This is a genomic window from Streptomyces sp. NPDC002701 (genome assembly GCF_042889045.1).
GTDB lineage: Bacteria > Actinomycetota > Actinomycetes > Streptomycetales > Streptomycetaceae > Streptomyces.
Genome location: NZ_JBIAQL010000002.1, coordinates 922,997 through 942,205, shown reverse-complemented (window position 1 = coordinate 942,205; position 19,209 = coordinate 922,997). Strand labels below are relative to the sequence as shown.

The following is a 19,209-nucleotide window of genomic DNA, read 5'->3' as shown; positions in this document are numbered from 1 at the left end:
GGGCCAGCGTGCTGTGGGCACTCCTGCGCGACAACCGGGTCTTCACCCCCGAGCTGCCGGTCGCGCAAGCGGCTTGACTTCATCATTGAGACTCCTCGGGATGGTTCCACTGCGGCCGATCATTGCGGCGCCCGCACCCGCGGGGCGAAGGACGTTGCCGTTCCGGCAAAAGCGCGCCGGGGAACGGCGGATTCACGCCGACTCCGATCGTCCCGGCGGCCCGGTGAACCGGACCGGGTGACGGCACGTACTGGAGGAGGGCGTTCACCTCGCGTGAGCGGTCCCAGGAGTGACGCTGTGTCAGGACAGTCGCACGGGAGCCGTGGATGAGGCATGCACGACGGAATGTTCAGCGAATCGCACGGTTCGCCGCCATCGGCGGGCTGGCCTGCGGAGGGCTGATGGTCTCGCAGGCCATGGCGAGCGGGACGTCGGGCGATGCGCGGACTCCGGGCGCCGAGACCCGGGCCGCGCGGACGGGACAGGAACTCGTCGCCGACCTGGGCACCGCGCGTACGGCGGGCAGCTGGATCGACGACCGGGGACGCCCGGTGGTGGCGGTGACCGACGAGAAGGCGGCGGCCGACGTACGCGACGCCGGCGCCGTCGCGAAGGTCGTCCGCCACACCATGCGCGACCTCAGGTCGGCCACCGAGACGCTGAAGGACGCGCCCAAGGTGGCCGGCACCTCCTGGGCGATGGACTACGCGGCCAACCAGGTGGTGGTGCGCGCCGACAGCACCGTGTCCGCGGCCGAGTGGGCGCGGCTGACCGAGGTGGCCGAGGGCATCGGCGCGTCCGTGCGCATGGAGCGTACGAAGGGCACGTTCACTCCGCGGCTGAACGGCGCCGACCCGCTCTTCGCGGGTTCGGGACGCTGCTCGGCGGGCTTCAACGTGACCGACGGGCAGAACAACTTCATCCTCACCGCCGGCCACTGCGGTCCCGTCGGCACGACGTGGTTCTCGGACCAGCAGGGGAACGAGCAGGTCGGGGACACCGTCTCCGGCTCGTTCCCCGGCGGCGACTTCTCGCTCGTGCGGTACAGCCCCGGCACCACCCTGCGCGGCGCCGACGTCGTGGCCGTCGGCGGCGGCCAGGGCGTACGGATCACGGGGGCGACCGATCCGGCCGTCGGCCAGCGGGTCTTCCGCAGCGGGAGCACGACCGGCCTCCGGTCCGGCCAGGTGACCGGCCTCGACGCCACGGTGAACTACCCGCAGGGCACGGTCACCGGACTCATCGAGACCACGGTGTGCGCCGAGCCGGGCGACAGCGGCGGCCCGATGTTCGCCGACGGACTGGCCCTGGGCGTCACCTCGGGCGGCAGCGGGGACTGCACCAACGGCGGGACGACGTTCTTCCAGCCGGTGACCCGGGCGCTGGACTCGCTCGGTGTGAAGCTGGCGAGCGACCCCGGTTCGGCCGGCCGGGCCGCGCCCTCGTCCGGCGCCACCGGTGACACGGGCGACGGCGCGGGCGCGGCGGTACCGCCCGGCACGTCCTCGACCGCCCCCGGCGGCGCGGTCCTGCCGGGGGCCATGGGACCGGTGGACTCGGTGCCCGAGGGCCGGACCGACAGTGCGGCCTCGGCGCTGGAGCGGCTCGGGCAGTACCGCAACCTCGGCCCCGGGCTGTTCGTCATCGCCGGAAGCCTGCTCGCGCTGGTCGCCCTGCGGATCCGTTCGGAGCGCGGTCGCCGCCACTACCGCAGCACGTACTCGCAGAGCTGGGGCTGACGGAGCGTTTACTGAAGGCATGACGCACCCGAGCAACGGTTCCGCCCCAGCCCCCGTCGTCGTCGGCACCCCCGGCTCCTTCGCCCGCGGCGTGCTCGACGAGCGCCACCCGGCCCTCGTCGAGCGGGTACGGCGGGCCGTCCCGTACCCACCCGGGCCGCAGCGCGCACTGGACGCCCTCCTCGAAGAGATCACCAAGGGATCCGTCGAGCGGCTGGCCGACGACGAACCGGGCGCCGGGTCCTGGCAGGACGAGCCGTACTACGGGCAGCGCTGGGCGGACGTGCCCTTCCTCTGGGCGGAGAGCTACTTCTACCGCAAACTCCTCGCCGCGCTGCGGTACTTCGCACCGGGCCCGTGGCGGGGCATCGACCCCTTCGCCCCGTTCAAGAGCGCCGAACTGGCCGGCGCCGGCGTCGACGGGGAACTCGCGGCGCTCGACCGCCTCCCCGGGCTCCCGCCGGCGGAGCAGGACCGCACGCTCCTGCTCTCCTCCCTCTGGGGCAACCGCGCCGACCTCGGCTTCCGGCTGTCCGCGGGCGGGGCGGAGCCGGCCGACCCGGCGCGGGGTCTCGTCGTCGACGACTCGCAGGCACTGTGGGACACCCTCGCGGGCGGCCGGCCCGGCAGGGTCTGTCTCGTCGCCGACAACGCCGGCCCCGAACTCCTCCCCGACCTGGTCCTCGTCGACCATCTGCTGACCGGCGGGCGGGCCACGTCCGTCGTCCTGCACCTCAAGCCGTACCCGTACTACGTCTCCGACGCCACCACCGCAGACACCCTCGCCTGCCTCGACCGGCTGGCCGGGGCGCCCGGCCGGGCCACGGCGGTGGGCGCACGGCTGCGGCAGGCCGTGGGCGACGGGCGGCTGGTCCTGCGCGCCCACCCGTTCTCCTGCGCGCCGCACGCCTACGACCGGATGCCCGCCGACCTGCGGGAGGACTTCGCGTCGGCCACGCTCACCGTCATGAAGGGCGACCTCAACTACCGCCGTCTGGTGGGTGACCGGCACTGGCCGGCCACCACACCGTTCGCCGAGGTCACCGCGTACTTCCCCGGCCCGGTGGCGGCGCTGCGGACGCTCAAGTGCGACGTCGTGACCGGGCTGCCGGCCGACACCCTGGCGGAACTGGACGCGGGCGCGGAGTCCTGGCGTACGAGCGGGACGCACGCCCTCATCCAGGTCAGGGCCTGACCGGCCCGGGGAGCCGCTGCGCGACGGGGGCCCGCGGGCCCCGGCACAGGCACCGCATACCATCTGCGTGATGAGCAGCCGGGCACCGCAGCGAGCGCGCCGCGTCACGCGGGACGCGGCGCTGTGCCCTGCCCTGGCCGTGCTGCTCGCGGTGCTGGTGGCGTGCCTCGGGTACGTGCCGGCGCACGGCCGGCCGGCCGTGTCCTCCGCGCCGGTGGTCACCGTCTCGGTGGCCCATGAACGGCTGGGCTCCCCCGCCGATCACGACCGGTGCTGCGGCCTGCCCACCCGCGAGGCCCGGGCCGTACTGCCCGTGGGGGCCCACCCCCTTCCCGCGGTGGCGCCCCGGATGCCGGTCGTGGCGCAGCCCGCCACGTCGTCCCCGGCCCCCGTGCTGCCGCCCGCGCGCGGGGCTCCCGACCTCCATGTCCTGCAGGTGCAGCGGATCTAGACCGACGTCCGTGGTCCGTAGTCCGTAGTCCGTACGACAACGACGACGTCCGTCCGACCCGCTCCCACCGCCGCCCGCACGATCCGGCGCGGCGGGGACAAGGAACGCACTCCCATGAGCAGAACCAGCAAGAAGTCGGCCGCCACGGCCCGCAAGGCACGCATCGAGGAGATGCGCCGCGCCGAGCAGGCCCGCGAGCGCAGGAACCGCGTCCTGACCGTCACGGTCAGCGCGGTCATCGTCGCGGGCCTCGTCGGCTTCGGCGCGTACTACATCAACGACGCCAACGAGAAGGACGAGCGGCAGCAGGCCGCCGCGAAGAAGCCCGTCAAGGGCGAGAAGACCTGGGACGCGAAGAAGCTGACCCAGAACCACGTCACGAAGTCCGTGTCGTACCCGATGAACCCGCCGGTCGGCGGAGACCACCACCAGGCGTGGATGACGTGTGACGGCTCGGTCTACACGAAGGCGATACCGAACGAGAACGCCGTGCACTCGCTGGAGCACGGCGCGGTGTGGATCACGTACAACGACAAGGCCGCGGACGCCGATGTGAAGACCCTCGCCGACAAGGTCGCCAAGACCCCGTACACGCTGATGAGCCCGGTACGGGACCAGGCCGGAGCCCTCATGCTGTCGGCCTGGGGCAAGCAGCTGACCGTGGAGAAGGCGTCCGACCCGCGGGTCCAGCAGTTCCTGACGAAGTACGTGCAGGGCGCGCAGACCCCGGAGCCGGGGGCCGCCTGCACGAACGGCGTCGACGCGGCCTGACGCGGTGGCGCCGGGCTCCACCGGGAGCCCGGCGCCGCCGCGGCCGGCTCGGTGAGCGGCCGGTTCCTGTCGCCGGGGTGGGCGACGAGCCCGGCACGGCGGAGCGGCTCACGGACACGCTCGGAGCGCTGCTCGACTCCCGCGGACGCACGGCTTCGGAGGTGGCCGCCGCACTGGGCATCCATCCGCGGACCGCCCGCAACCGGCTGCGCCGGTTCGCCGCCCTGTACGGGGAGAAGCTGGACGACCCGCTCTTCCGCCTCGACGCGCGCTCCGCACCAGGTCGGTGCGCCGTTCCTTGCCGTCCTGTACGACAGGTTCTGTGCCCGGCGTCCGCCCCCGTGCCCCGTCAGGGGCCGTCGCCGCCGGCCGGCCCGGCGCCGGCGCCACCGGGGCGGGCGCCGGGGGACGGTCACCGACCAGGCTCTCCCGCCGCCCGCGCGGTGGCCCGCCCGTGCGACCTGGCCCATCCGGGCGACACCCATCGGGCCCGCCCCGTCCCGCCCGGCGTGGGAGCGGCCGGGCGCCGGGGCGTTCCCGCATCCTCTCCTCGACGCACGCGACCGCACGCGCCCGTACGGCGACCGCATACGACCGCACGGCGACCGGAGTGCGCCCGCATACGACCGCACACGAGCGAACGCGACCGGCGACCGGCCGTTCGCCACCGCGACGAGGAGGCCACGTGCCGGTACGCCCCACATCCCGCAGGACATCTCTGCTGCTGACCGCGGCGGCCGTGCTGGCCGCCGCGGGCTGGACCGCGGTGGGACCCTCCGGCCGCCAGGCCGGGGCGGCACCCCACCACCGGGCACCGGAGCCGGCGGCCGCGGCGACCGTCTGCGCCCCCGCGGGCACCCTGAGAGGGCCCGGCGGGCAGCACGCCCTCGTCAGTCTCTGCGCGAACGGCGGAGGCGCGGGGACGTCCCTGTCCGCCCCGGCCACCTGCCGCCGCACCGGCACCTCCGTCCGGTACGCCTGCCTGACCTCGGGCACCTGGACCCTGCGGCGGGAGGGCCGGACCGTCGCCACGGGACCGCTGCCCGGCGGCCGGGAGACCCCCGGACCCGGTACGTACGACGTCAGCGGTACGGTGCACGTCCGCTCCTCGCCCGCCGGTGTCGACCTGCGGGGCACGGTCCGCGCGAAGCTGACCCTCACCGATCCGAAGCCCGTGCCCACGCACCGCATCGAGGTCGACCGGCGGACCCTGCGGACGCATGCGACGGCCACGCTGACCTACACCGTCGCGCGCGACAGCGACGCGGGAGACGGCAGCGCCCGCTTCGGGCTCATCGGGGAGGAGACCTCGGGGGTGGAACTGACCACGTCGGACAGCCGCTGCGTCAACCCGCTCACCGGCCGCCATCCGTCGACGGCCCGCAGCATGTACGCCCTGGACTGCGCCCTCACCGACCTCCAGCCGGGCCGGCCCGCCACGGTGGTCGTCCGTGCCAGGGTCGCGCACGCCTGCACGAGCGTCGTCTCCAAGCTCGGGTACTGGATGCCGCGGGGCCAGAGCCTCTACACCGGCGGCATGCTGGCCGGCCCCACGGTCACCTGCCGCTCGACGGAGTCCCCCGGACACTGACACCGGGGACGGCACGGACGGCGGGCCGGTCCCCGCGAGGGGACCGGCCCGCCGGTGCGCGTGCGCGGTGTCAGGACCGCGGCGGCGGGTCGCCCTGACCGGAACCGCCGAACTGGTCCCTGAGCTTGTCCTGGGCCGTATCGACGTGCCCGCTGTGCTTTCCCTGAGTCCTGTCGTCGATGAGGTCGCCGGCCTTGTCGACACCCTTGTTCGTCTGCTCCGGGTGGCCCTTGAGCATGCCCTTGATCTTGTCCATGACGGACATGAGTCATCCTCCTGATCAGTTCGCCCCTACGTCTCCAGGGTCACCGCAGGTGGTGGGTTCCGCATCCGGGAGGGACACGGACCGGCCCCGGCCCTCACCGGACCTCGGGCCCGGGGCCCGGCGGCATCCGCGCCGCTACGCCTCCGTACGGCACTCCGGGTGGCCCCAGCCGTCGGCGTTCTTCGCGATGGTCTCCCCGGCCGTGTACGAGCGGCCGCAGCGGCACCGGCCGGGGAACTTGGCCTTGAGCGTGCGCGCGGAGGCGGACGAGGACCGCGCGGACGACGAGGACGGCGCCGACGAGGTGGACGACGTGGACGTGCGCTTCTTCGCGGGTGCCGCCTTCTTGGCCGCCGGGGACCTGGGCGGTTCCGGAGAGCCCTGCTCGCTGCCCGCCGGCTTCTGCACGAACGCGGCCTGGCTCGCCGCCCGGTCCGCGAAGTCGTTCAGCGGGTCGCCGTCCACCTGGTGCGCGGGCACGTAGCGGAACTCGACCGAGCGGCCGTCGAGCAGTTCGTCGATGCGTACGACGAGTTCCTGGTTGGCCACGGGCTTGCCGGCCGCCGTCTTCCAGCCCTTGCGCTTCCAGCCCGGCAGCCAGGTGGTGACCGCCTTCATCGCGTACTGGGAGTCCATCCGGATCTCCAGCGGCACGGCGGGGTCCACCGCCGTCAGCAGCCGTTCCAGCGCGGTCAGTTCGGCGACGTTGTTGGTCGCGGTGCCGAGCGGTCCCGCCTCCCATTCGGTGGGGGTCCCCGTCCCGTCCCCTACGACCCAGGCCCAGCCGGCGGGGCCTGGATTTCCCTTCGACGCCCCGTCACACGCGGCGATCACACGTTCAGCCATGCGCAGATCATGCCAGCCCGGTGGGTGCCCGCGGGGAGGGGGGCGGGTGGGGCGCACGGCCGTACGCGGGTCCGCGGCGGCTTGTCGCACGGTTCCCCGCGCCCCCGGAAACAGAGCTATGTTGAGGCATCGTGGGACACGAAGGAGGCGCACCGGTGCCATCGCCGCAGCAGGCCCGCGCGCAGGCGTCTGCGATCAGTTCGGGGAGACCGGTCACGGAGGCGGAGGCCGCGCCCACCACGCGGCTGCGGGCCCTGTTCGACGGCCCCCGGCTCTCTCCCGGGCAGCGGCGCATCGCCCAGTACCTCATCGAGCACATCACCGAGACGGCCTTCCTGTCGATCACGGACCTGGCGGAGCGCGTCGGCGTCAGCCAGCCCTCGGTGACCCGTTTCGCCACAGCGGTGGGTTTCAGCGGCTACCCCGCCCTGCGGGAACGCCTGCAGTCGATCGCGCTCAGCAAACTCGCCGGCACCCCCGACGCCGACGACGCCGCCGCCGAGGAGACCAGGCCCAACGAACTGCAGGCCGCCGTCGACGCGGAGATCGACAACCTGGAGAACCTGCGCCGCGACTTCGCCGATCCCGAGCAGGTCATCGAGACCGGCCGCGCCCTGTCCCGGTCGGCCCCGCTCACCGTCCTCGGGCTGCGGATCTCCGGATCACTGGCCGAGTACTTCGCGTACGCCGCCCGGCGGATCCACCCCGACGTCCGGCTGGTGACCCGGGGCGGCAGCGTCGCCTACGACGCCCTGCTCCAGTCGCGCGAGGCCGGCGGCACGTGGGTGCTGGCCTTCACCATGCCCCGGCACGCGCACGAGACGCTGACGGCCGTGCGGGTCGCCCGGCGGGCCGGCCTGCGGGTGGCCCTGGTCACCGACCTGGGGCTCGGCGCGCTGGCCGACGAGGCGGACGTCGTCTTCGCCACCGGCACCGGCTCCCGGCTCGTCTTCGACTCCTACGCCGCGCCCGTGGTGCTCTCCGCGGCGCTGCTCCAGGCCATGACCGACGCCGATCCCGAGCGGACGCAGGCCCGTCTGGAGGACTACGAGCAGGTCGCGGACGAGCACGCCTTCTTCCTCAAGGACTGACCTGCCGGACTCCTCGGCCGAAACCCTCGACCGGACTCCCCTCCCTCATACGGGCGGAGCGTTTCGCAAGACGAAATTCAGCCGTGCTCGCACATGAATTTTTTCATACCCTTGCGTACCGGACGGTATATATGAATACTTCTGGCTGATCGGGATCCGGTGGGTCCCGGTCGGCCCGGGTACGGCGCTCCCGCCTCGCACCGGCCCGGGCGCGTCGGAACGGGCACCGCTCGCAACGCCCGTGGCGGCTCCGGTCACTCCCCTGGGCCGGGGCCGCCAAGAACGCCCAGAACCGCCCGCCGGCCACCTCGGAAGCGAACCCCATGTCCCTGACGTACTCGCCCATCAGCACGGACTGGCCCTGTCAGGTCAAGACACCCGGCAGCCGGGACTGGGAACGGTCGGCGGTCAAGTGGCTGCGCGAACTGGTGCCGAGCCGCTACGCCAGCTATCCGCTGCTGATCCGGCAGCCCGTCCTGCTCGCCCGGCACGCGCAGATCCAGCTCCAGCAGGAGATCCGGGTCGTGCGCACCGCGCTGCACAGCGCGCGGGCCGAACTGCCCGCCCTGGGGATGCCGGAGTCCGTCATCGAGCACACGATCAAGATGTACGCGGCCGAGCTGACACAGTTGCACCACATCGCGCGGGGCGTCCGCGTGATCACCCAGGCGCTCATGGAGAACCACAGCACCCGATAGGGCCACTGAAACCGATCCCCACGGCCCGGAGCCCGAAGACCCTCACCAGTCACCACGACACTCGACCTGGCACTCAGTTCCCCGGTCGGAGCACACTGAGTGCCATGGGCCCCTCGGCCGGTGCTAGGTTCCCCACCATGAGCGAGGCACCCCGTTCCCACCACGCGGCCGACGCCACACACCCGAGGCCGCCGATGCGCGAGGCCCTCGTCGCGGCCGCCTTCCGGCTGTTCGTGGAGCGCGGGTACGAACAGACCACGGTCGACGACATCGTGGCTCTCGCGGGTGTGGGGCGCCGGTCCTTCTTCCGGTACTTCCCGTCCAAGGAGGACGTGGTCTTCCCGGACCACGAGGGCTGCCTGGCCGCGATGACCGCCTTCCTGCGCGACAGCGGCCCCGCCCACGAACCGGTGGAGCGGGTCTGCGACGCCGCGCGCCTGGTGCTGCGCATGTACGCCGAGAACCCGGCGTTCTCCGTCCAGCGCTACCGCCTCACCAGAAAGGTCCCGGGGCTGCGGGCGTACGAGCTGTCGGTGGTCTGGCGCTACGAGCGGGCGCTGGCCGAGTATCTGCGCGGGCGCTTCGCGGGCCTGCGCGACGGGACACTGCGGGCCGACGTCATCGCCGCGGCCGTGGTCGCCGCACACAACAACGGGCTGCGGGCCTGGCTGCGTTCGGACGGCCGGGGCGACGCGACGGCCGAGGTGGACCACGCCCTCGCCCACGTCCAGACTGTCTTCGGGCCCGACGCCCCGGCCGGCGGGACGTCGACCGGGACGTTGGCCGGGACGTCGGCCACGCCGGTTCCCGAGGGCGCCGGGGACGACGACGTGGTGGTCGTCGTCTCCCGGCGCGGCGCCCCGCTGTGGCGGGTGGTGCGGGAGATCGAGACCACGCTGAACGGCGGCCCCGAGCGCGGGATTCCGGCCGATTGAGGGTACTCAGTGCCTTTACCCGTGACACTGCGTGCCATATTCTGACGTCGTGCACGGCGCGCCGCGCACCTTCGGATTCCGGCCAGGCGCAGGGAGATGACATCGTGTTCCACCGAGGAAGCGGGACCACGACGGGCGTACTCGACCCGGAGACGACGGCGACGGCCACGGCCACGCCGGCGGTGACGACGACGGCGCTCGCGGCTCCGGTCGAGGAGGGGCTCTCCTACCAGCGCTGCCGCTGGTGCGGGACCAGCATGTTCCACCGGCTGCTCTGCCCGGTCTGCGCGGGCAGCGACCTGCGCACGGAACGCAGCGCGGGCCTCGGCGTCATCCGCCACACGAGCGTCGTACAGCGCAACACCCCGGCTGCGCGCAACGTGTCGCTCGTCGAGCTGGCGGAGGGGTTCACCGTGCGGGGCCGGGTCTCGGGGCCCCTGGTGGCCATCCGCACCGGTGACCGCGTCCAACTCGTCACGGCGATGGATCCGGTGCGCCGGGAGCCCGTGTTCACGCTGTGCGAGGAGCCGTTCTCCGGGCCGCCGTACCCCGCCTGGCACTGAGGCATTCCGCGGCGTCGCGGGGGACACTGGCCGGGACACCCTGTCCACTCGGAGCCCGGAGGAACCCATGCACGCCAAGGACGTCCTGGTCGAGGCGTACGGCCGCATCAAGGACGAGGTGCACGCCGCCGTCGACGGCCTCTCCCCCGACGACCTGAACGCCCGGCCCGACGGCCGGGCCAACTCCGTCACCTGGCTGGTCTGGCATCTCACCCGCGTCCAGGACGACCACGTCGCGGACGCCTTCGGACTCGAACAGCTCTGGCTGTCCGGAGGCTGGGCGGACCGCTTCGCGCTGGCCCTCCCGAAGGACGACACGGGTTACGGCCACACCCCGCAGCAGGTGGCCGAGGTCCGGGTGGACTCGGGCGACCTCCTGACCGGCTACTACGACGCCGTGCACGAGCAGACCCTGCGGGCGCTGCGCGGCCTGCACGCCGACGACCTGGACCGCATCGTCGACGAGAACTGGACCCCGGCCGTCACCCTCGGCGCCCGCCTGGTCAGCGTGCTCTCCGACGACCTGCAGCACGTGGGCCAGGCGGCCTTCGCCCGGGGGCTGTCGGCCGGCCGCTGACCCCCGGCCCGCTGTGATGTGCGCCTCAGAGGCAACCTCGCCGCCGCCGTCCTCGTCCTGATCCACAACGAGGTGGCGCGGCGGCGCCGGTGACCCGTCACTCCCGGACAGAGATCCGAGGCGGCGGACCGGCGCACTATACACATCATGTATACATGCTGTGTATAGACAGGTTCGCCGTGTCCACCGGCACCGGCGGACCGAAAGGCACCCATGTACGGCAAGGCATTCGCGCCCGAGTACCAAGGCGCACTCACCACCCTGTCCGTGAACTCCTCACTGGTCGACGTACTGGCCGCGGGCACCGAGCAGTTGCGGGCGGCCGAGCGCTCCGGGGCACCCGCGGAGGCGGCCCGCTCGGGCCTCGCGGTCGCCGAGGCGCACCGGCGGCTGGGTCAGGTGGGCGACGCGGACCGGGCGTGGAAGGCGAGTTACCGGGCGGCCCGTGCGGCCGGGGACACGGCCGCGATGGCGTGGGCCCTGTGGAGCGGCGGCACGCTGGCACGCCAGCGCGGTGCGTTCCCGCTGGCCTGGCGGCTGCTGAACCTCGCCGCGGAACTCGGCGAGCTCGGCGGCGACATCGTCGTACGCGGCTACTCGCTCGCCGGGATGGCGGAGACCGGCCGCATCCAGGGCGACTACGCGGCGGTCGGCGCGCTGCACGAGCGACTGCTGGCGGAGGCCCGCGCACGCGGCGAGGCGCGCCACACGGTGTGGGCGCTGGAGGGCATCGCGCAGATGCACCGCAACACCGGCGCGTACGACACGGCGTACGCGATGTTCGAGGAGGCCGCGGAGATCGCCGGCCGGGCCGACGACCGGCGCGGTCACGCGTGGGCGCTGCGGGGGCTCGCCGACATCGTGTCCGTACGCGACGGGGACGCCGACCGCGCGCTCGGCCTGCTCGCCGAGGCCGAGGTCACCTGCCGTGAGATGAACCTGTCGAGCGCGCTGGCGTACAACCACAAGATGCGCGGCAACGTCCTCTACCGCGCCGGGCGGTACGCGCAGGCCCGGGACGTCTACGAGCAGGCGCTGGCCGAGTTCCGCGCGATGAGCGAGCCCCGCGGGGAGGCCCTGTCCCGCCTGGGCCTGGCCAAGTCCCTCGCCCACCTGGGCCGCGACCTGGACGAGACGGCGACGGAACTGGCCGACCTGGCGCGGGTGCTGGACCGCCTCGGCCTGCGGCACGCACACCGCATGGTGGCCCGCGCGCAGCAGGAACTCGGCATCGTCCCGCCGGCCCCCTCCGACACCGGGCCCTCCCCCGACGCGAACCACCGGTCCGACCCCGGGAGCGGACCGGCCGCGCGGCCAGGACCCGTCCCCCGGGCGACCACGCGGGCTCCCGGCGCCACCGGCACGGTCCCCCACGGGGACCGGCCCACCCCGGCCGGCCCCGCGGCGGGCGCGAGGAGCGGGCGATGACCATCCTCTCCTCCGCGCTCTCCCCCTCCCTGCCCGCGGCGGGCGACGCCGGGCACGCGGCGGAACTGCTGGCGCGGTGCCGCACGCTGGTGCGTCCCGCGCTGGCCGAGGCGGTCGGGCGGCTGCATCCATGGGTGGGCGAGATGGCCGCCTACTCCTTCGGCTGGTGCGAGCCGGGCGGCGCGCCCGTGTCCGGGCCGGCGGGCGGCAAGGGGCTGCGGCAGGCCCTCGCCGTCCTGGGCGCGGAGGCGGCCGGCGCCCCGCGGGACGCGGGAGTGACCGCCGCCGTCGCCGTGGAGCTGGTGCACACCTTCTCGCTGCTCCACGACGACATCATGGACGGCGACCCGACCCGCCGCGGACGCCCCACCGCCTGGAAGGCGTACGGCACGGGCCCGGCCGTCCTCGCGGGCGACGCGCTGTTCGCCCTGGCCGTGCGGACCCTCGCCGCCACCCCCGGCACGGACATCCCGTCGGCGGTGCGCCACCTGTCCACCGCGCTCGACGACCTCGTACGCGGCCAGGCGGACGACCTGCTCTTCGAGACCCGCCCATGGACCGGCCCCGGGGCGGTCCGGCCGGACGAGTACCGCGCGATGGCCGAGCACAAGACGGGCGCGCTGCTGGGCTGTGCCGCCGCCCTGGGCGCCGTCCTCGCCGGCGCCCCGGCGGGGACCGTCGCGACACTCGACCGCGCCGGCCGCCATCTGGGCGTGGCCTTCCAGGTGGTCGACGACCTGCTCGGCATCTGGGGCGACCCGGCCGTCACGGGCAAACCGGTCCACGCGGACCTGCTCCGGGGCAAGAAGACCTTTCCGGTCCTGGCCGCCCTCGGCACCCCGGCCGCCGGGCCGCTCGCCCGGCTCCTGGACTCCGGCGGGCCCCTGGACGAGGCGGCGGCCCGTCGCGCCGCGGTCCTGGTCGAGGAGTCGGGCGGGCGCGAGGCCGCCGTGGCGGAGGCCGACCGCCACATGGCCGAGGTCGACGCCTGTCTCGCCGACCTCGCCCCGGCGCCCCGCACCACCGACGAGCTGCGCGCACTGCTCGATTTCCTCGTGCGCCGCGAGGGGTGACCAACTCCTGTGCCGCACAACCCCCTTGACGCCGTAGAAAGCCCTTGCCACACTCACGGCCCGCCATAGAAAACGCTTGCTAAGGCCCAACGTCTGGCAGGCGTCCGACCCCCACACAGGAGAAGACGAGATGGGACGCAGCGCCGCACCTCACCTCCCCCACGCGGCCGCACGGACCAGGCGCCCGCGAACGCGCGGAAAGCGGGCCGGTGTCATCGGCACGTGCGCCACGGTCCTGGCCACGGCGGCGGCCGTGCTCACGGCTCCCGCGAGCGCCGCCCCGCAGCAGGCGGCGGCAGCGTGCGGCGAGGGCTCGTACCACGCGGAGGCCACGCTGAGCGGCAGCACCTGGACCGCCCGGCGCGGGAGCACCGCCGTCTACACCGGAACCGACATGCGGGCCGCGATGCAGGCGGCCGTCGGCAGCCTCACGGCGGGCCGCACCTCGAAGGAACGGGTCGTCGTACGCGGCTCGGGCACCATCGGCGCCGGGTCGCGGGTCTCCCTGCCGAGCTACACCGTGCTCGACGTGTGCGGCACCATCAACGTCACCGGTTCGGGCTCCGGCGACCAGGCACCCGTCTACGCACGCGGCGTACGGGACGTGGAGGTCCAGCACCTCAACGTCACCGGCGCCCCGCTGTACGGCATCTTCATGCGCAACGTCACCAACGTGGTGCTCGGCCAGATCGACATGCGCCTGTCGGCCGGTCTGGGCGTACGCATCGACAACCGCGGCGACACCAGCCTGTGGACCCGCAACGTCCGTATCGACAGCGTGTACGTGTCCGGGGCGAGCAGCCACGCCGTGGAGACGTACGGGGTCGACGGCATCACCATCGGTACGGTCACCGCACGCAACGTGGGCGAGTCCGGTCTGCTGCTGAACCAGACGGTCAACGCCACCGTCACGAAGGTGGACGCGGACGGGGCGGGCGCCGGCACCGGCTACGCGGCCTTCCGGATGGCCAACCGCAACGGCCGGATCGGGAGCAGTTACGCGACCAACGTACGGGTCGGTGAGGTCGTCGCGCGCGGCGGCGGTCGGGGCGTGTTCTGCGTCTCGGAGAGCGGTGGCGCGACCATCGACCGGGTCACTATCTCGAACACCGGCAACAACGCGATCCTGATCGAGAACTGCTACAACGTGAACCTCGCCGCGCAGAGCGGGAGCGTCACGGGCGGCGGCGAGATCCGGCTGGCCGCACGCTCGGAGTTCCCGAACAACGCGGACATCACCGTCCAGAACCTGACGGTGACGAACTCCGCGATCAGGGAGAGTCCGTGCGGCGACAACACGACGTTCCGCAACAACACGCTGGTCAACAGCTCACAGAGCATCTGCTGACGGCCGGTCCCGCACACCACCGGCCGGTACGGCTCGCACCCGCGTCACAGGCGTGACTCCGGTCCCCAGTACGAGGGGCCTCCCCCACGCCATTCGACGAGGGGCGACGCCACGACCTCGTTCTCGTCGAACTCCAGCCCGGCGCGGCGCAGGAACTCGACGACGTCCGCGAGGTTCGTGGCGGCGCCGACCGCCTCGCCGTGGACCGTCACGCGCCGGCCGCCGTCGCCGCGCGGCGGATGCACAAGTACCACCGGATGTTCCGACATGCGCACAGCCTCGCCCAGGCCGCCCGCGCGCGCATCCGGGGGGACGGAACGACGGCGGCGTGCACCTCTTCGTGAGGTGCACGCCGGTGTCGTTCCCCGTTCCGCCCGGTGCCGGACGGCTCAGCCGTGTACGGCCGGGAGCAGTCCGGTGACGGGCGCGACGAGGGCCGCCACCTGGTAGAGCTCGTCCAGCTGGCGCAGACCCTTCAGCTGGTTGAGGCCGTCGACCCCGTCGGAGATCTTCGGAACCTCGTTCCTGTGCTCGGCGGGGAGGTCGCTCACGGCGATCGAGTCGAGCTTCCCGATCGGGTCCAGCTTTCCCGTCTGGGGGAGCGCGGCGGCGCTCGCGGCCGGGACGGCGAAGCCCGTGACACTGAGGGCGAGGCCAACGGCGGCGATCATACGTCGTGTTGAGATCATGTCTTCAGCAACGGTGCCGGGCGGTCCGCGGACACGGCCCCGGCCGGCACCTCACCCGGGAGGGCGCACCGGGTCCCGGCCGGACCCGGTCCGGCCGAGCGGGTGCGGCCGGGCAGGTCGGCGACCCGTGGGGGTTCGGCCGCTCGTTGGAGTGGGCCACGTCCTGTCCGCCGCCTCGGCACGATGTCGTCGTGCTGCCGCGGATCCGTTCCGAATCCCCGGCCTCCGATCTGCACCATCCCGGGATCGGGGCCGCGGAGAGGATTCCGCGGTGACCTCGATGGACGGGCTCGCCTCCGTGCGTCGTCGCCTGCGGGTGCGTCGTGGCTGGTCGCGCGGTTCCCCGCGCCCCATGAAGGGGCGCGGGGAACTGCGCGAACGGCCCCCACCGGCCGGTGGCGGCGGTCAGGCCGGGGTCACCGTGATGTGGATCGTCATCTCGTCCGCACCCGGTGTGCCCACCGTCTCGACCGTGACCCCTGTCCACCTGCCGTCGGGCAGGTCGAGCGGGGGCTCCGTCTTCTCGCCGACCGTGTTCTTGTCCTGGACCGGATACAGGTCGTCGCTGTCGCCCCGGTTGCCCCGGCCGAACATGCGGGAGAGGTCGCCCCGGCCGTCGGCCTGGAGGAGCTCGATGGCGAGGTTCTCCTCGTCGTTGACGTTGTCGATGGACTCGTCGACGACGTACACGGCGATCCCCTCGTCGGGCAGGAAGGCGTCCTGCCCCCGCCTGCGCCGGTACTCGACGAGGATGTACTGCTGGTCGGACATCGTCTCGGGGTTCTGGACGAACACCGCGTCGCCGTCCTCCGCGGCCGGCCGCAGCCTGATGTCCCGGGTGGTCTTGTTCACCACCTGGGGTTCGATCCAGCCGTGGAACATCCGCAGCATGGCCGTCGGGAACACCGGGGTGAGCCCGCCGTTGCCCCAGGAACCGCCCGCCATGAGGCAGTAGTTGCCGAGCCCGGCCGACCGGGTCAGCTGCTGCTGACCGGTGTCGTAGTAGTCGGCCCAGCGCGCCGCGAGATGGCCCCACTCGTGCGCGCACACTCCGACGGCGCAGTCCTCGGGCACGGTCAGGAAGGTGCGGACGGACAGACCCGGCGCGACCTCGACGCCGTCGGGGATCGTCCACTTGAGGCTCCACAGGTCGCCGCGCTGGGTCGTCTGCTCGGCGCCGCGTCCGGCGTGGATGATGAACAGGGCGGTGACGACGCCCTCGCCGAGCGCGTCGAAGGAGCTGAAGTCGACTCCGGCGTCCCGGGCCGCCAGGACGGCATCCCGCGCTAGCCCCTGCGAGTTGCGCGGGAAGCCCGCGTTCATGCCCGAGTTGCCGTCGGCGTAGAAGGACAGCGGCTGCGGCATGCGGAACCAGCCGTGCACCGCGCCCTGGATGTCGATGCCGGTACTGGGCGAGGTGTCGAAGGCGCTGACCTGGCGGTAGAAGGAGCGCATGCTGCCGGTCGGGAACTCGTCCAGGCCGAAGAGCATGCTGTCGTAGTGACCAGGACCGTGGTCGGCGTCGTGCGGCCGGTCGGGGAAGTCGACCAGCAGCACCAGGGTCCGTACCGTGCCCCGTAGTTGGTGCGTGGGCCGGGTGAGCAGCTGCTTGTCGGAGCTGGGACCGGGGTCGACCGCCCCGTCGTCGAGACCGACGAGGTTCTCGCCCCGCCGGCCCGCGCGCCATACGGAGTAGTACTCCTCGAAGGTCATGTTCCTGGGCAGGCGGCGTTCCTTGCTCAGTTCGAGGTAGCGGGCGTACAACTGCGCCAGGGCCTGGGGCGACAGCGGTACGGGGCACGCGGCGGTGCAGTCATGGGCGGGTCGTACGGGGCTGAGCGTATGGCGCATCAGGCACCCCCTTCAGGGGACGAACCCCTCTTTGCCGGACACGTAGCATGCATGGATCGAAGGATCCAGAAAAATCAGGCCATGTGAAGGCCGTACGCCCTCTCATAGCCGTGCGGCGGCGTCACTGTCAATCTCCGTCCGCGTGAGCGGCATGGGGCGGTCCGGCGCCGCCGTCGCCGTCAACCCAGGTGCGTCGCGGCCCAGTTGGCCAGCTCCGTGCGGGCGGCGCCCAGCAGCGCCGCGGAGGGGGCCGTGGCGCCGTTGGTGACGAGGGCGTAGTGCAGGGTGCCGGAGTCCGGGGCGGTCAGCAGCAGACGACGGCTGCCCGTGCCGCCCGGCTCGCGGGCGACCGCGACCGGTGTGCTCCTGGTGTACGCGGGCGGGGCGGCCGTCACGCCGAGGTCCGAGACCACCGTCGTGGAGGCGGTCGGGAAGGACGCCGGCAGGTGCAGTTCGGTGGGCTCCGCGCTGCCGTCGGAGCGCCACACCTGGAGCGCGTACTGTCCGGAGCCGACCAGTTCGGCCACCCGCGGCAGTGAGCCCGGGACCGGGTTCCAGGTCAGGGTGGTGGAGCCGTCCCGCGAGCGGTCCTCGTAGGTGAAGGCGACCGTCCGGCCCGCGGTCGCGCTCGGGTAGACCCGGTCGAGGAGCCTGGCGTCCTGGCGCAGCACCGCGCTCCCGGAGTCGTCGAGGCGTACGGCGGAGAGATCCTCGTCGTTCCAGGCGTCACCGGCGGTGAGCACCTTGTCGGGGTTGCCGTTCATCAGCTCGTGGTGGCGGCCGTGGTAGATGTCCCACTGCCACTGCGAGCCGGACAGGACGGGGCCGGACTGCCGGGGACCGGTCCACCAACTGGCGCCCGGAACCCGGGAGTCGAGGGCCTGGTACATGGCCTTGAGGACGGTCGGCGCCTTGTCGGCGACGGTGCCCGCGAGCGGGTGGCCGAACTCGCTGACGACCGCCGCCGTACCGGTGGCGGCGGCCCGGTCGCGCACGGTCCCGAAGTCGCCGGTGTACTGGCCGTCCTTGGCCTTGCCCCACATGAAGACGCCCGAGATCGCCTTCTGGTCGTAGAAGTGGGTGTTGAAGACGTAGCGGGGGCCGAGCGTCCCCGCGTCGAGGAGGCCGCCCTCCTGCTTCTGGAAGTCGAGGTTGGCGTTCCAGAAGAGGTTCGGCTCCACGAAGGCGGGCTTGTCCTGCCAGCCCGCCGCGTCCATCCGCGCCCGGAAGCGCACGTGGAACGGCCACAGCACGTCCTTCTCCCACGCCCGGCTCGTCTGGCCCTGGTCGTAGTTGCCCGCGTGCGGCTCGTTGTACGGGTCGAAGCCGATGATCCCGGCGAACTGGTCCTCGGACAGGTGCTGTTCGACGTACGCCATGGTGGTCTGCGCGGTGGTGAGGAACGCGTCCTGGAGTCCGTGCGCGTTGTGCCAGAAGTCGTACGACGCCTGCGTCACGGCGGCGTTCGAGGTGATGTTCTGGCCCCAGAAGGGGCAGATGCCGCAGTACTCGTCCGGGTAGTCGCCCGCGTCGACGGCCCATTCGGGGGCGCCGTCGCCCGTGTACCAGCTGTCGGGGTCGAAGAGATGGCGCGAGTAGAGGTCCTGGTGGAAGTCGGGGTAGATCCGGATCCCGGCGTCCAGGAAGGCACGCATCTGGTCGGTGGCCGCGGCCAGGTACGCCGTGTCCACCTGGCCGCGCACCGGTTCGGCGTACGCCCAGGAGAGCAGGAAGCGCACGGAGTTGCCGCCGCCGAGGGCGCGCAGGGCGGTCGCCGACTTCCTGGCGTCGGCGACCGAGGCGAACGGCAGGCCGTGATTCTCGTCCAGCTTCGTCTCACCGGAGACGTTGTAGCCGCGCAGCACGACCTCGCGGCCGAGACCGTCGGTGAACCGGCCGTTCTGGACCGTGAGGGCCGCGGCGGCCGCCGGGTCGAACCACAGGTCGTCGGGGAGGGTGGCGGCGGACGGGGTTCCCGCGGTCGACAGGAGACCGGTCAGGAGGACGAGGACGCCGAGCGGATGCGCACGCAACTTCGACATGTACACAACAGTCGCGTGCGCGTCTCCGGCCCGTCAAGGTTCCTGACTTGAGAGTA

20 protein-coding genes are annotated in these 19,209 nt (G+C 73.0%); 14 read left to right on the top strand and 6 right to left on the bottom strand.

Annotation, left to right across the window (positions count from 1 at the left end):
* Positions 1-326: 326 nt before the first annotated feature.
* The 6 genes from ACFYXC_RS08410 to ACFYXC_RS08385 all read left to right on the top strand — a co-directional run bounded on the left by ACFYXC_RS08410 (position 327) and on the right by ACFYXC_RS08385 (position 5,747).
* The gene (locus tag ACFYXC_RS08410; RefSeq protein ID WP_389548372.1) at positions 327-1,739 is read left to right on the top strand and encodes a S1 family peptidase; all 1,413 of its coding nucleotides are present in this window, start codon (positions 327-329) and stop codon (positions 1,737-1,739) included.
* 19 nt (positions 1,740-1,758) lie between these two features.
* On the top strand, positions 1,759-2,934 hold the full coding sequence (locus ACFYXC_RS08405) for a damage-control phosphatase ARMT1 family protein (RefSeq protein WP_389548369.1): 1,176 nt from the start codon (positions 1,759-1,761) through the stop codon (positions 2,932-2,934).
* Between the two features lie 70 nt (positions 2,935-3,004).
* The gene (locus ACFYXC_RS08400; protein ID WP_388905544.1) at positions 3,005-3,385 is read left to right on the top strand and encodes a hypothetical protein; all 381 of its coding nucleotides are present in this window, start codon (positions 3,005-3,007) and stop codon (positions 3,383-3,385) included.
* A 114-nt stretch (positions 3,386-3,499) separates the two neighbouring features.
* The gene (locus ACFYXC_RS08395) at positions 3,500-4,156 is read left to right on the top strand and encodes a DUF3105 domain-containing protein (RefSeq protein ID WP_388905541.1); all 657 of its coding nucleotides are present in this window, start codon (positions 3,500-3,502) and stop codon (positions 4,154-4,156) included.
* Positions 4,157-4,233: 77 nt separating this feature from the next.
* On the top strand, positions 4,234-4,884 hold the full coding sequence (locus ACFYXC_RS08390; protein WP_389548366.1) for a helix-turn-helix domain-containing protein: 651 nt from the start codon (positions 4,234-4,236) through the stop codon (positions 4,882-4,884).
* A complete protein-coding gene (locus ACFYXC_RS08385) occupies positions 4,842-5,747 on the top strand; it encodes a hypothetical protein (protein WP_389548363.1) in 906 nt (301 codons plus the stop codon). Before ACFYXC_RS08390 ends, ACFYXC_RS08385 begins: the two co-directional genes overlap by 43 nt.
* A 70-nt stretch (positions 5,748-5,817) precedes the next feature.
* Here the strand turns inward: ACFYXC_RS08385 and ACFYXC_RS08380 are convergent, their stop codons facing one another.
* Both ACFYXC_RS08380 and ACFYXC_RS08375 read right to left on the bottom strand, forming a co-directional pair.
* Positions 5,818-6,012 (bottom strand): antitoxin, encoded by a 195-nt coding sequence (locus ACFYXC_RS08380; protein WP_388905538.1) that lies wholly within the window; start codon positions 6,010-6,012, stop codon positions 5,818-5,820.
* Positions 6,013-6,147: 135 nt separating this feature from the next.
* Positions 6,148-6,858, bottom strand: coding sequence for a ribonuclease H (locus ACFYXC_RS08375; RefSeq protein ID WP_389548360.1), 711 nt, complete (start codon positions 6,856-6,858; stop codon positions 6,148-6,150).
* A gap of 155 nt (positions 6,859-7,013) precedes the next feature.
* Here ACFYXC_RS08375 and ACFYXC_RS08370 point away from each other — a divergent pair, with 155 nt between their 5' ends.
* The 8 genes from ACFYXC_RS08370 (at position 7,014) to ACFYXC_RS08335 (ending at position 14,571) form a co-directional block, all read left to right on the top strand.
* The gene (locus ACFYXC_RS08370) at positions 7,014-7,949 is read left to right on the top strand and encodes a MurR/RpiR family transcriptional regulator (RefSeq protein WP_389548357.1); all 936 of its coding nucleotides are present in this window, start codon (positions 7,014-7,016) and stop codon (positions 7,947-7,949) included.
* Positions 7,950-8,272: 323 nt separating this feature from the next.
* Positions 8,273-8,647, top strand: coding sequence for a hypothetical protein (locus ACFYXC_RS08365; protein ID WP_388905531.1), 375 nt, complete (start codon positions 8,273-8,275; stop codon positions 8,645-8,647).
* Between the two features lie 194 nt (positions 8,648-8,841).
* Positions 8,842-9,582, top strand: a complete 741-nt coding sequence (locus tag ACFYXC_RS08360; protein ID WP_389548477.1) for a TetR family transcriptional regulator — start codon at positions 8,842-8,844, stop codon at positions 9,580-9,582.
* A 104-nt stretch (positions 9,583-9,686) separates the two neighbouring features.
* On the top strand, positions 9,687-10,145 hold the full coding sequence (locus ACFYXC_RS08355) for a Zn-ribbon domain-containing OB-fold protein (RefSeq protein WP_389548354.1): 459 nt from the start codon (positions 9,687-9,689) through the stop codon (positions 10,143-10,145).
* A gap of 67 nt (positions 10,146-10,212) precedes the next feature.
* Positions 10,213-10,722, top strand: a complete 510-nt coding sequence (locus tag ACFYXC_RS08350) for a DinB family protein (protein ID WP_389548351.1) — start codon at positions 10,213-10,215, stop codon at positions 10,720-10,722.
* Between the two features lie 213 nt (positions 10,723-10,935).
* On the top strand, positions 10,936-12,150 hold the full coding sequence (locus tag ACFYXC_RS08345; protein WP_388905524.1) for a tetratricopeptide repeat protein: 1,215 nt from the start codon (positions 10,936-10,938) through the stop codon (positions 12,148-12,150).
* On the top strand, positions 12,147-13,223 hold the full coding sequence (locus tag ACFYXC_RS08340) for a polyprenyl synthetase family protein (RefSeq protein WP_389548348.1): 1,077 nt from the start codon (positions 12,147-12,149) through the stop codon (positions 13,221-13,223). Before ACFYXC_RS08345 ends, ACFYXC_RS08340 begins: the two co-directional genes overlap by 4 nt.
* Before the next feature lie 130 nt (positions 13,224-13,353).
* Positions 13,354-14,571 (top strand): hypothetical protein, encoded by a 1,218-nt coding sequence (locus ACFYXC_RS08335; RefSeq protein WP_389548345.1) that lies wholly within the window; start codon positions 13,354-13,356, stop codon positions 14,569-14,571.
* A 44-nt stretch (positions 14,572-14,615) separates the two neighbouring features.
* Here ACFYXC_RS08335 and ACFYXC_RS08330 read toward each other — a convergent pair whose 3' ends face one another.
* The 4 genes from ACFYXC_RS08330 to ACFYXC_RS08315 all read right to left on the bottom strand — a co-directional run bounded on the left by ACFYXC_RS08330 (position 14,616) and on the right by ACFYXC_RS08315 (position 19,153).
* Positions 14,616-14,840, bottom strand: coding sequence for a hypothetical protein (locus ACFYXC_RS08330; protein WP_389548342.1), 225 nt, complete (start codon positions 14,838-14,840; stop codon positions 14,616-14,618).
* A gap of 120 nt (positions 14,841-14,960) precedes the next feature.
* On the bottom strand, positions 14,961-15,242 hold the full coding sequence (locus ACFYXC_RS08325; protein WP_389548339.1) for a hypothetical protein: 282 nt from the start codon (positions 15,240-15,242) through the stop codon (positions 14,961-14,963).
* Positions 15,243-15,665: 423 nt separating this feature from the next.
* Positions 15,666-17,111: a M6 family metalloprotease domain-containing protein gene (locus tag ACFYXC_RS08320; protein ID WP_388905513.1), complete on the bottom strand. Its 1,446-nt coding sequence runs from the start codon at positions 17,109-17,111 to the stop codon at positions 15,666-15,668.
* Positions 17,112-17,290: 179 nt separating this feature from the next.
* On the bottom strand, positions 17,291-19,153 hold the full coding sequence (locus tag ACFYXC_RS08315; protein ID WP_389548336.1) for a cellulase family glycosylhydrolase: 1,863 nt from the start codon (positions 19,151-19,153) through the stop codon (positions 17,291-17,293).
* Positions 19,154-19,209 lie beyond the last annotated feature (56 nt).